The following is a 12,498-nucleotide window of genomic DNA, read 5'->3' on the forward strand; positions in this document are numbered from 1 at the left end:
GCACTGCCGATGGCAGGAACTCAACTGGCAGTGCGATTCCTGCCATGCCCATCGCCCGTCCCCGCGACCGACGGGCGCGGGCGACCCGGCACAATGCGGGGCATGGGCGACGACGGGTTGGTGGAGGGCTCGCGGGTCGCCCTGCTCGTCCCCGGCTCGCCGGCGTACGTCGACCTGGTGCTCGCGCTTCTGGCTGACGGGATCTTCCCGGTCCCGCTCGACCCCGCCCTCACCGCGTCCGAACGCGAGCGCATCCTCGCCCCCATCGAGCCCGACCTCCTCGTCACCTCGCAGGAGCAGGTCGACACCCTGCTGGCCGGTCGCGCGGACCGGAGGAGCTCACTGCCCCGCGGGCGCCCCATCCACTGCACGAGCGGGACCACCGGCACCCCCAAGGGCGTCTGGTCCGGCCTGCTGGACGACGTCGAGGCCTCGGCCCTGGTGGCGGAGGAGCGTGACCTCTGGGGGTTCGACGCGTCCGACGTCAACCTCGTCCTCAGTCCCCTGCACCACTCCGCACCCCTGCGCTTCGCCATGGGGACGCTGCTCGCCGGCGGCCGGATCGAGGTGCCGGGGAAGTTCGACCCGGCAGCCGTGACCGCCGCCATCGAGGCGGCCCGCCCCACGACGATGTTCTGCGTGCCGACGCACCTCCAGCGGCTCCTCGCGCACTGGGACGAGGTCGGCGTACCCGATCTGTCGTCCTTCCGGCTCGTCGCACACGCCGGCGCACCGTGCCCGGCCGCGGTCAAGCACCGGATCGTCGAGCTGTTCCCCGACGGCTCCACGTGGGAGTTCTACGGCTCCACCGAGGGCCAGTTCACCGCGTGCCGGTCCGAGGAGTGGCTCACCCGCCCCGGCACCGTCGGTCGGGCCCGCCCGGGTCGCACCCTGACCACGGACGAGGACGGGCGGATCTGGTGCGCGGTGCCCTCCCACGCCAGGTTCACCTACCTCGGCGCACCCGAGCAGACCGGCGCGGCATGGCGGGACACGCCTTCCGGGCCCGCCTTCACCGTCGGCGACGTCGGCCGGATCGACGCCGACGGCTACGTCCACCTGGACGGACGGCGTACGGACCTGATCATCTCCGGAGGGGTCAACGTCTATCCCCTGGAGGTCGAGAACGCGCTGCGCGAGCACCCGGCCGTCGAGGACGTCGCCGTGTTCGGCGTCGCGGACGAGCGGTGGGGCCAGCGCGTGTGCGCCGCCGTCGTCGGCACCGCCTCACCCGACGACCTCGACGCACACGCACGCCGGGTGCTCGCACCCGCCAAGCGGCCGAAGGACTACGTCACGGTCGGCGAGCTGCCGATGACCGCGACCGGCAAGGTACGCCGCGACGCACTGGCCGACCTCTCCGGCTGACGCGGCCGACCCGGGGTCCGTGCAGGCTCAGGCCGTCCACACGTGCCGGATCTCGTCGACCAGACCGCGCGACTGGCGCAGCCCGGCCTCGGCGGCGTCCTTGCGCCTCGCCGGGTCGAGCAGGTTGCGCCCGAAGGCCGCCAGCGCCTCGGGGTCCGGCGTCACCACCGACCACTCCCGGGGGGCCACGCGCTCGAGCTGCGCCCGGATGGACGTCTTCTTGCTCAGCGACCTCGGCAGGGGCGCCAGCACCACCACGCGCTCGACGTCGCGGGCCACGTCGACGTTGGCGGTCGAGCGCATCCCGCCGTCCATGTAGGACCGACCCCCGATCTCGACCGGCGGCCACACCGTCGGCACGGCACAGCTCGCGGCCACCGCCGAGACGAGGTCGACCCCGGACTCGGCGGTGAAGACGGTGAACTCACCGCTCTCCGCGTCCACTGCCGTGATGCGCAGGTCGCGCTCGGGCCAGGCGTGGACGGGTAGCCGGGAACGGATCACGCCCTCGCGGTCGATGCTCCCGGGCTCGTGGGCCGCGCGCGCCACGCGGCCGACCCGGGCCAGCTTGTCGCGGCCGCTGCCGGGCAGGAGGTAGGGCGGTGCGAGCTTGAGGGCAGCGATGCGCGACAGCCGACCGCCGAGCTCGGCGTCGGGTGGCTCGAGCTGCGCGGCGTAGAGGTCTGCGGGAGGTACGTCGTTGGCGACCTGGGCGCCGACCACCGAGCCGGCGGACGTGCCCACCACGATGTCGGCGTCAGTGAGGTCGATCCCCGCCTCGGCCAGGCCGGCGATGATGCCGATCTCCCACGCGATGCCCGTGATCCCACCGCCGCCGAGGACGAGTGCCGTACGCCCGTGTCCTGTCATGCGGCAGTTCTACCCCACGCACGACAACGGCCCGCCGGGGATCCCGGCGGGCCGTCGTGCTGTGCGTCTCAGATCAGGGGGTCAGCCGATCAGGCCTGGCCACCCGTGAGCTTCTCGCGGAGCGCCTGCAGCGCCTCGTCGGAGGCGAGCGAGCCGCCGGTGTCGCCACCGGACTCGCCACCCTCGGCGACGTCGCCGCCCGAGGAGTAGGACGTGGCCTCGCCGGCCTCGGCCTCGGCGACCTTGGCGTCCGCCTGCTGCTTGACGTGCTGCTCCCAGCGCGCGTGCGCCTTGGCGTACTGGTCCTCCCAGACCGCACGCTGCTCGTCGAAGCCCTCGAGCCACTCGCCCGTCTCGGGGTCGAAGCCCTCGGGGTAGACGTAGTTGCCCTGCTCGTCGTAGGTCGCGGTCATGCCGTAGAGCGTGGGGTCGAACTCCTCCACGTCAGCGGCGGCAGCGGTCTCGTTGGCCTGCTTGAGCGACAGCGAGATCCGGCGACGCTCGAGGTCGATGTCGATGATCTTGACCATGACGTCGTCGTTGACCTGGACGACCTGCTCGGGGATCTCGACGTGACGCTCGGCGAGCTCGGAGATGTGCACCAGGCCCTCGATGCCCTCCTCGACGCGGACGAACGAGCCGAAGGGCACCAGCTTGGTGACCTTGCCCGGCACGATCTGGCCGATCTGGTGGGTGCGGGCGAAGTGCTGCCACGGGTCCTCCTGCGTCGCCTTCAGCGACAGGGAGACACGCTCGCGGTCCATGTCCACGTCGAGGACCTCGACGGTGACCTCGTCGCCCACGGCGACGACCTCGGACGGGTGGTCGATGTGCTTCCACGACAGCTCGGAGACGTGGACCAGGCCGTCGACGCCACCGAGGTCCACGAAGGCACCGAAGTTGACGATCGAGGACACGACACCCTTGCGGATCTGGCCCTTCTGGAGCTGGGTGAGGAACCCGTGACGCACCTCGGACTGGGTCTGCTCGAGCCAGGCACGGCGCGACAGGACCACGTTGTTGCGGTTCTTGTCGAGCTCGATGATCTTGGCCTCGAGGACCTGGCCGACGTAGGGCTGCAGGTCGCGGACGCGACGCATCTCCACGAGCGAGGCGGGCAGGAAGCCGCGCAGGCCGATGTCGATGATGAGGCCACCCTTGACGACCTCGATGACGGTGCCCTCGACGACGCCGTCCTCCTCCTTGACCTGCTCGATGGTGCCCCAGGCACGCTCGTACTGAGCACGCTTCTTGGACAGGATCAGGCGGCCTTCCTTGTCCTCCTTCTGGAGGACCAGGGCCTCGACCTTGTCGCCCACGGAAACGACCTCGTTGGGGTCGACGTCGTGCTTGATCGACAGCTCGCGCGAGGGGATGACGCCCTCGGTCTTGTAGCCGATGTCGAGGAGGACCTCGTCGCGGTCCACCTTGACGATGGTGCCCTCGACGATGTCGCCGTCGTTGAAGTACTTGATGGTCGCGTCGATTGCCGCGAGGAAGTCCTCTTCGGACCCGATGTCGTTGATCGCGACCTGGGGCGCGTCGTAGTCCGGAAGAGTGGAGAGCGTGCTCGTCATATGGAAGGAATTTCCTTGGATGGATGGAGTCGTGCGGACGCGCGCAAAGCCTGTTTCACTGGGCCACGACGGTGACGTGTCACTGACGAGAGCTCGGCGAGCCGGGGTTCGCTCGGTACGGAAACCGGGCAGACGTCTGGCGCAGCACACAAGAGTACGCGCCTGCGACCGCGCACGTCCAACCGGGCAGGCGCCCTCGCGCCACGCTCACCCCACGCTCACGGCACGCTCAGCGGCCGAACGGCCACGCGTGCACGTCAGCGGTCTCCGCGATGGCCAGGAGCAGCGTCTCGGCGCGGTCCGCCACCGGATTCTCCCCCGCCCGTGAGGCGAGGTCCACGAGGGCCCAGAGATCAGCGGCGCGGGCGCCCTCGAGGACGCCGACCGGGTCTCCCCCGCGCACCGCGACCCAGGCGTCGAGGACCGCGGCGACGTACGCCGGGTGGCGCTCGAAGCGGAGCAGGTTCCCGAGGTCCGTCCACGGGTGGCCGGCGTGGGCGTACTCCCAGTCGAGCACCGCGGTGACCTCGAGGCCCTCGGGGGCGACCAAGACGTTCTTGGGGTTGAGGTCGCCGTGCACGAGGCTGGCACGCCCCACCTCGTCCAGCAGGTCCTGCGCGGGTCCGCAGACGTCGGACAGGGCATCCAGCCGCGCGTCCGACCACCCGCGCAGGCGGCTGGCCGCCCACTCGAGCAGGTCGTCGGCGGGGAAGCGTCCCAGCCGCAGCTCGGCGTCGACGAACGGACCGGGTCGCAGCTGGGGCATCCCGGCGAGCGCGGCCGCCACGTCGCCCAGCGACCGGCCGAGACGGGTCAGCCCGTCGGTGTCGCCGTTGTCCACCAGACGCTGCACGGCGAGGTCGCCGCGCTCGCCGGGCACGAAGGACGTCACCAACAGGCCCGGGACGTCCTCCTCGGTGACCCCGCGGCGCACCTCCAGAACGTCCGGCACAGGCACCAGGCCGCGCACGAGTCGCAGCACGGACCGGTCGACCTCCGGGGCCGCGGCCCCGCGCCGGTCACCGGGCGGGTAGATCCGTACGACGACCCGCTCGCCGGCGGCGTCGGCGACGAAGGTGCGGCCGGAGTGGCCCCCGGGCAGAGGCGTCAACGACGTCGTGGACTCACTCACCGACTCATCGTGGCACGGGGTCGCCAGGCCGCGTACCGGCGGTCTCCTCCCAGTGGGCAACGTTTGTGTCACCTTCTCGTGGATTGCTCGTTCATCTGGATAGATCGCTTCCAGACGTCGCGTGGATCTCCCGAAGATCTACGGACGCCGAGCACCCAGGGGGTTCCAGATGCAGGCACGACAGCACCGGTCACGGGGCCGGTTCTCCAGAGGAGCGGCCATCACCGTGGCCCTCGCACTACCCGGGTCGTTGCTGGCCCTGACCCAGTCGCCCGCCTCGGCGGCGCCGCTCCCGGCGGCCTACTCCGCCGACGCCCACGCCGACATCGTCGACCTCTCCGCACAGGTCCTCGACGCCGGAGACCTCGCGGGCCTGGTCGTCGGGCACAGCCGCAGCACCGTCACCAGCACGACCACCGACGGCACCTCGAGCGCCGAGTCGGCCAACCTCGACGCCGGCCTGCTCTTCAACGGCTTGCAGATCTCGCCCGACAGCGTCTCCGTCGCGGCGCCGCCCAGCGCCGACCCACCGCCAGAGGACCTCCTGGACATCCCCGTCGAGCTCGTCGCGGACGTCGGGGTCGTCAGCGGTGACGTCCGGGCCGCGTGGGCGGGCGCCGACGCCTGCGTGCCGGCCGTCGGCGGCGAGCGCGTCCTCTCGGACTCGCGCACGACCCTGGCCGGCGTGACGCTCGTCGACGCACCCGAGCCCGTCGGCACCCTGGCGGAGGTCACCGCGTCCGAGACCCGGACACGGACCGCCCTCGTCGACGACGCCGACGGCTCGGACGTCGTCTCCACCGCCACGACCACCGTCGGCGACATCGACCTGCTGGGGGGCGCCGTCACGGTGGACGTGACCAACCCCGTGGTCCTGCAGGCACGCTCCGACGGCACGACCGGGTCGGCCGGCTTCGTCAGCCCGCCCACCATCACCGCAACGGTCGGCGGCAACGCCATCGACATCCCCCTCAACGCGACCCCGCAGGAGATCGAGCTGCCGGTGCTGCTCGAGCCCCTCGTCGACCTCACCATCACTGCGTTCACCCCGACGAACCAGTCCTCCGGCGCGACGGGCGAGGCCACGTTGGACGCCCTCCTGCGCATCGACCTGCAGGTGGCCAACGCCGTTCCGCTCCTGCCGGCAGTCGCCGACGTGTCGCTCGCCGTGGCACCGATGGCTGTGCGGGCGAGCGCGCCCAGCGGCGGCGTCGAGTGCGCCTCGGTCGACGAGGACGCCCCGGCCGCGCCGGTGATCGAGGCACCTGCCGAGGGTGACGTGACCGACGACGCCACGCCCGAGTTCTCGGGCACCGCCGAACCGGGCTCGACGGTCGTCGTGGAGGACTCCGACGGCAACCAGGTCTGCACCGACGTCGCCGAGGACGGCGCGTGGAGCTGCGCGCCGGCCACGGCCCTTCCCGACGGCGAGGACACCTACTCCGCCACGGCCACGGACGCGGCCGGCAACACCTCCGCGCCGGACACGGTCACCTTCGAGGTCGACACCACGACCACCGTGGACGTCCTGGCTCCCGCCGACGGATCGACCACCGCCGACCCGACGCCCGAGGTCTCGGGCACCGGCGAGGCCGGGGCGACGATCACCGTCACCGAGGGCGGCCGCCCGGTCTGCACCACGACCGTGCAGGCCGACGGCACCTGGTCGTGCACCCCGACCCTGCCGCTGCTCCCCGGCGCGCACACGTTCACCGTGACGGCCGAGGACCAGCTGGGCAACACCGACACCGCCACGACCACGTTCACCGTGGACCCCGACGCCGCGGACACGACGGCGCCCGACGCCCCGGTCATCGAGACCCCGGCCGACGGCGACCTCACCAGCGACGCGACGCCTGAGTTCTCGGGCACCGCGGAGCCCGGCTCCACGGTCGTCGTGGAGGACTCCGAGGGCAACGAGATCTGCACGACCACTGCAGGTCCGGTGACCGGTTCCTGGAGCTGTACGCCGACCGCACCGCTGCCCGAGGGCGAGGACACCTACTCCGCCACGGCGACGGACGCGGCGGGCAACACCTCCGCGCCGGACACGGTCACCTTCGAGGTCGACACCACGACCACGGTGGACGTCCTGACGCCCGCCGACGGGTCCACCACCTCTGACCCGACGCCCGTGGTCTCGGGCACCGGCGAGGTCGGTGCGACGATCACCGTCACCGAAGGCGGGCTCACGGTCTGCAGCACGACCGTGCAGTCCGACGGCACCTGGTCGTGCGACCCGACGCTGCCGCTGCTCCCCGGCGAGCACACCCTCACGGTCACCGCCGAAGACCCGGCGGGCAACACCGACACCGCGACGACGACCGTCACGATCGTGCCCGACAGCGGTGACACCGTCCCGCCGGCCGCGCCCGTGATCGTCGCGCCCGCCGAGGGCACGTCGGTCCAGGACACCACGCCGCTGATCAGTGGCACCGGTGAGCCCGGCGCCACCGTGACCGTCACGGAGGGCTCGACCGTCCTCTGCACCGCGGTGGTCGCCACCAACGGCACGTGGTCGTGCTCGCCCACGGTCGCGCTGCCCCTCGGGCCGCACACCGTGAGCGCCACCCAGGCGGACGCCGACGGCAACGTCAGCCCCGCCGACACCGTGTCCTTCACGATCGTCGGCGCCACCACGCCGACGCCCCCGCCGCCGGGTGACACCGACGGCGACGGGCTGTCCGACGGCCAGGAGGGGACGATCGGGACCGACCCGAACAACCCCGACACCGACAACGACGGCCTCACCGACGGCCAGGAGGTCAACGTCCACGGCACCGACCCGCTCGACGCCGACACGGACAACGACGGGCTGAGCGACGGCGCCGAGGTCAACGTCCACGGCACCGACCCCCAGGACCGCGACACCGACAACGACCGCATCACCGATGGTCGCGAGGTCAGCGGCGTGCGCATCAAGGAGCGCTTCGAGGTCTGCGGCAAGAAGGCGCGTACGGCGATCCTCGTGCGCACCGACCCGCTGTCGAAGGACACCGACAAGGACGGCCTCACCGACGGCAAGGAGGTCCGCGGCTACAAGATCAAGCAGAAGGTGCGGACCAAGAAGAAGACCTTCGTCATCGGCAAGACCCGTTCCAACCCGACGAAGAAAGACACCGACCGCGACGGCCTGAAGGACAAGGTCGAGCTGACCGGCAAGGCCAACAAGCGCTTCGGCAAGGACCGGACCGACCCGTCCAAGTGCGACACCGACAAGGGCGGCGTCCGCGACGGCGCCGAGGTGAAGGCGAAGTCCAACCCCGCCGACTGGCGCTCGGGACCGCGTGACCCGCGGATCCGCAGCGGCCGGATCGTGGGCCGCCTCGGCGACTCCTTCGGGATCGGCTGAGCGGAGCAACGACGACCGGGTCCCCGGGCAGGCACCTGCCCGGGGACCCGGTCGTGCCGTGTGTGCAGCACTAGGCTTGCGCTCGTGGACGATCACCTGCCCCAGTCGGTCCGCGTCGAGCGGCGATCGGTCTCCGAGCAGGAGTCGCGGCGCGCCAACGGCCCCGACTGGGACCGCTACGCCGACGAGTACCAGGCCACGCACGGCACCTTCCTCGGTGACGCCGGCTTCGTGTGGGGGCCGGAGGGCCACACCGAGGAGGATCTGCAGGTCCTCGGTGACGTCGCCGACCTCGACGTGCTCGAGGTCGGCAGCGGGGCCGGTCAGTGCTCGCGCTGGGTGCGCACCCGCGGCGGCCGTGGCTTCGGCCTCGACCTCTCCCACCGCCAGCTCCAGCACTCGCTGCGGCTCGACGAGGAGACCGGCATCGCCGTCCCGTCGGTGCGGGGCACCGCCACCCACCTCCCCTTCGCCCCGGCGAGCTTCGACGTCGTCTTCTGCTCCTTCGGTGCACTCCAGTTCGTCAGCGACATCGCGGACGCCGTGGCCGAGGTCGCCCGCGTGCTGCGTCCGGGCGGCCGCTTCGCCTTCTCGGTCACCCACCCCACCCGCTGGATGTTCCCCGACGACCCGGGCGAGGCGGGGCTGACGGCCACCCAGTCCTACTGGGACCGCACGCCCTACGTCGAGATCGACGACGCCACCGGCGTGGTGTCCTACGTCGAGCACCACCGGACCCTCGGTGACTGGGTCCGGCTGCTCGCCGGCCACGGCTTCGTCCTGGCCGACCTCGTCGAGCCCGAGTGGCCTGCCGACCACGACCGCGTGTGGGGCGGGTGGTCACGCGCCCGCGGCGTGCTGACGCCGGGGACGGCGATCTTCGTGGCGAGGCTGCCCGCCTGAGCGGTGACCACGGCCACGGGCCCAACCCGCAAGCAGGGAGGCAGGGGTGACGTACGTCCACAGGCGCCGGCGGGGACGGGTCCCGGCTACGAGGGTGCGGCGGAGCTCTTGGCACTCGTCCCAGAACACCGATCCCTCGGCGAGCGACGGGGGCTCCGGTGCGAAGACCGCCGCGTCAGCCCTGCGAGCGAGGTCGAGTCCCGCTCCGAGCCCCCTAGCCTGCGCCACTCTGCTCCACGCCTCGGGCACCGGCGTCCCGCGGTCCTGCGCGGCATCCAGCACCTCCTGCCAGCCGTGGACGTACACGCCCGACCACGACGACGTACGACGTCGCCGGGACCGACGCACCCACTTGGCCAGCGGGACCAGCAGCAGCGTGAGAAGGAGGGCCACGACGACACCGGCGAGCAGGAGGGCGACCTGCAATCGTGGCGGCGGGGCGCCGTCCTCCGCGTCCTCGCCGTCCTCGACTGCCGCGGGCATCGACTCGTCGGGGGTGTCGTTCTCACCGCCGTCGCGCGCGCCGGCGCCGTCCAGGAGGTCGGCCACGAAACCCTCCGGGTCGTCGCCAGCGGCGTCGGCATCGTCGTTGCTGAGGATGTCGGCGCCTACATACCGCCTGGGTTCGAGCGTGTGCCAGGTGCCGTCGGCCAGCTGGAGCTCGACCCAAACTCCGACGTCCTGGTGCTCCACAATGCCCCTGTTGCCCGGCACGGCGCCCGTGACCACACGGCCGGGGACGCCAAGCCTCGACGCTCCCAGCGCCATCAGCGCCGCGTACTGGAACGGCGTCCCCGTCATGTCACGGGAGCCGAGCATCCCGCGACCGAGGTCGTCGGGTCCCTGCAGGGAAGGACCGGTGAACCGCGTGGCGCCGTTGGCGCGGAGGTAGCGCGCGAGCAGCAGGACGCGCTCAAGTCGTGACAGGTCCGGGCGTACGAAGGGCTCGAGGTGGCGGTCGAGGTACTCCCCTGCAGGCTGGCGCTGGTCCGCGGTCGCCTGATGAGCCCTGTCGTCCAGCGTGAGCGAGTCGTCGCCGAGCACCGAGGAGAACGTGTAGGAGTCGCGGGGATCGACCCCGCCCACCACGAACGCGCTGGCGGTCGCCGTGTTGTAGCGGACGTCCTCGAGCTGGCTGCGACCGTCGAACTCCTCGAGGTCGAGCCGGGTGAGGTCGCCCAGCAGCGGCAGCCAGTCCCCGGAGTACCCCGCGCGCATCTCGATGCCGACCTCGATCGACTCTCCGTCGCGGACGGCGGACAGGTCGCGCCCGATGCGCTTGAAGGTGCCGAAGCCGTCGCTGCCCGGGGACACGTCGGCAGGCGCCCACAGGTAGCCGTCGTAGTGGTCGAGGACGGCGAACCTGAGGCGCCGTCCGTCCGGAACTCCGGTGGCACGGAACAGCTGCCGATGGCGTCCGACCTGCGGAGGAAGGGCGGAGGACGCCGCGCCGCTGACCAGGTCGCTGTTGCCGTCACCTCGCAGCAGGACGCGGTCGTCCTCGTTGCGGTCGGGCACGATCACGCTGGACAGCAGGGAGACCGTGACGACGACGGCCAGCGCCGTGACGGTCGTCGCCCACGACCCGCGGGGATCCCCCACGAGCGCCTCGTTGCGTCGCGCCCGGACGGAGACCCACACCACCAGGACGACAGCCAGGACGATGCCGCGAGGGACGAGCAGCGACGGAACGAGCACGCCCACCGGGATCGCCCCGGCGATCGCGAGGACCAGTGGGACAGCGGGGGCGACCGCGCTCCGAGTCCCGAGCGCCAGCCACGCGGCGAAGCCGACCGCGAAGTAGCCGATCACGAATGGGACGAGCATCACCTGGCCCTCGGCATCGGCCGGGGGCACCGTGCTGACGAGCACGCCGGGAGCACCGATCGTCTCGCCCATCACCCGGTTCATCGTCTCCAGCGTCGGCAGCGCGTAGGGGCCGGGGCTCCGCAGCGCGAAGAGGGCGCCGAGCGGGGCGAACAGGACGGTGGCGCCCAGTGCGTACCACCAGCCGCCCTCGTTCATCCAGCGCGTGAGGAAGGCCAGGACCAGCAGCAGCAGGCCGGGGCCGAGGCCTGCGACGAGGTAGCTGCGGTCGGAGTAGCTGTCGTCGAGGATCGACAGCGTCAGCACCACCACCGCGACGATGACGGTGGCATCCACGAGGCCCGCGCGGGTGCTGTTGCGGTGCCCGGTCATCGCATGCCCCGGGCGAAGAGCTCCTGGAGCCGCACGAGGCTGGGCACGGAGATCTCCCGCAGCGCGTGGCTGTCCCGCAGGTAGGCGTCGGACCCGCTGTCGGCCCGTACGACGATGCGGGCCGCGCCGCGGTCGAACCGCTCAGCGGCGGCGTCGAGCTGCGCGAGGTCGCGCGCGGCGCCGGTCACCTGCACGACCAGGCCGGTGGTGGGCACCTCGGTGGCCGCGTCCGCGACGTGCTCCAGGTAGTGGTCGTCCTCGCCCTCGAAGCGGCATGCGACGTCGGTCATCGCTGCCGCGTGGCGGCCACGGGCCACGTGGGACCCGCAGCGCAGGTAGGTGTCGAAGTCGTCGCGGACCGCACGGATCGCGATCGACGTCGCCACCGAGACCGCCAGCTCGAAGTCGCGCGACCGGGCGTAGGAGGTGCGGTCGGCGTCCACCAGCACGGTGACGTGACCGCGGTGGGACTCGTGGTACTGCCGGACAAGGAGCTCGCCGGCCTTGGCCGACGACCTCCAGTGCACGTGCCGCAGGTCGTCGCCGGGGACGTACTCGCGGAGCGCGTGGAAGGCGAGGTCGCTCATCGACAGCTGCTGGCTGGTGGCGCCGTCCAGGTCGTGGGTCAGCCCTCCCGCGAAGACGGACAGGTCGGTCACCGTCGGCGCCACCAGTACCTCCACGGTGCCTCCGGCCTCGAAGCGACGGCTCACCAGCCCGACGGGGTCCGTCCTCTCGTAGGTGACCGGACCCACGACGTACACCCCGCGTGGCAGCGCCGGCAGCGGCACCGCCTCCCGGTGGTGGGCGTACGGCGCCAGGAACGGCAGGCGCAGCGAGACGCCCTGCCGGCCCGTCGGGAGGGTGACCTTCGGGAAGAGCATGGGCATGGCGCCGGCTCTGAAGTCGAGGGCCACGGTGGCACGGGTGCCGCCCTCGACGAGCCGGCTCGGCCGTACCACCAGGTCCGCCACCGGTTCCCCGGGCCACACCTGCCAGAGCAGGCCCAGCACCAGCAGGACGAACGCCACCACGCCGAGCTGGGTGAACTCCTGCCAGTTGAGCCATGCGGCGAGGACCGTCGCGACCACGCCAAG

8 protein-coding genes are annotated in these 12,498 nt (G+C 72.0%); 3 read left to right on the top strand and 5 right to left on the bottom strand.

Annotated elements, in window-relative coordinates:
• Positions 1 to 102: 102 nt before the first annotated feature.
• Entirely contained in the window at positions 103 to 1,368 is a 1,266-nt protein-coding gene (locus IRX98_RS03705) for a class I adenylate-forming enzyme family protein (protein ID WP_224273942.1), read from the top strand.
• A gap of 27 nt (positions 1,369 to 1,395) precedes the next feature.
• Here IRX98_RS03705 and IRX98_RS03710 read toward each other — a convergent pair whose 3' ends face one another.
• The 3 genes from IRX98_RS03710 to IRX98_RS03720 form a co-directional block, all read right to left on the bottom strand.
• Entirely contained in the window at positions 1,396 to 2,238 is an 843-nt protein-coding gene (locus tag IRX98_RS03710; protein ID WP_224273944.1) for a patatin-like phospholipase family protein, read from the bottom strand.
• An 89-nt stretch (positions 2,239 to 2,327) separates the two neighbouring features.
• Positions 2,328 to 3,815, bottom strand: a complete 1,488-nt coding sequence (rpsA, locus tag IRX98_RS03715) for a 30S ribosomal protein S1 (protein WP_224273945.1) — start codon at positions 3,813 to 3,815, stop codon at positions 2,328 to 2,330.
• 229 nt (positions 3,816 to 4,044) lie between these two features.
• Positions 4,045 to 4,947: a phosphotransferase family protein gene (locus IRX98_RS03720; protein ID WP_224273946.1), complete on the bottom strand. Its 903-nt coding sequence runs from the start codon at positions 4,945 to 4,947 to the stop codon at positions 4,045 to 4,047.
• A 226-nt stretch (positions 4,948 to 5,173) separates the two neighbouring features.
• Between IRX98_RS03720 and IRX98_RS03725 the strand changes: the two genes are divergently transcribed.
• The gene (locus IRX98_RS03725) at positions 5,174 to 8,299 is read left to right on the top strand and encodes an Ig-like domain-containing protein (protein WP_224273947.1); all 3,126 of its coding nucleotides are present in this window, start codon (positions 5,174 to 5,176) and stop codon (positions 8,297 to 8,299) included.
• Positions 8,300 to 8,383: 84 nt separating this feature from the next.
• Entirely contained in the window at positions 8,384 to 9,202 is an 819-nt protein-coding gene (locus IRX98_RS03730; RefSeq protein ID WP_224273948.1) for a class I SAM-dependent methyltransferase, read from the top strand.
• On the opposite strand, the gene IRX98_RS03735 is transcribed toward IRX98_RS03730, so the two are convergent.
• Together IRX98_RS03735 and IRX98_RS23320 are read right to left on the bottom strand one after the other, a co-directional pair.
• Positions 9,140 to 11,401: a transglutaminase-like domain-containing protein gene (locus IRX98_RS03735; protein WP_224273949.1), complete on the bottom strand. Its 2,262-nt coding sequence runs from the start codon at positions 11,399 to 11,401 to the stop codon at positions 9,140 to 9,142. The two genes, IRX98_RS03730 and IRX98_RS03735, sit on opposite strands and share 63 nt — an antisense overlap.
• The gene (locus tag IRX98_RS23320) at positions 11,398 to 12,492 is read right to left on the bottom strand and encodes a DUF58 domain-containing protein (RefSeq protein WP_224273951.1); all 1,095 of its coding nucleotides are present in this window, start codon (positions 12,490 to 12,492) and stop codon (positions 11,398 to 11,400) included. The genes IRX98_RS03735 and IRX98_RS23320 overlap by 4 nt, the downstream gene beginning before the upstream one ends.
• Positions 12,493 to 12,498 lie beyond the last annotated feature (6 nt).

The sequence above is a fragment of the Nocardioides lacusdianchii genome (genome assembly GCF_020102855.1).
Taxonomy (GTDB): domain Bacteria; phylum Actinomycetota; class Actinomycetes; order Propionibacteriales; family Nocardioidaceae; genus Nocardioides; species Nocardioides lacusdianchii.

Bases quoted from the DNA above. Each gene is read 5' to 3' on its own strand.
- IRX98_RS03705 (WP_224273942.1), top strand. From the start codon at position 103: ATGGGCGACGACGGGTTGGTGGAGGGCTCGCGGGTCGCCCTGCTCGTC.
- IRX98_RS03710 (WP_224273944.1), bottom strand. From the start codon at position 2,238: ATGACAGGACACGGGCGTACGGCACTCGTCCTCGGCGGCGGTGGGATC.
- rpsA (WP_224273945.1), bottom strand. From the start codon at position 3,815: ATGACGAGCACGCTCTCCACTCTTCCGGACTACGACGCGCCCCAGGTC.
- IRX98_RS03735 (WP_224273949.1), bottom strand. From the start codon at position 11,401: ATGACCGGGCACCGCAACAGCACCCGCGCGGGCCTCGTGGATGCCACC.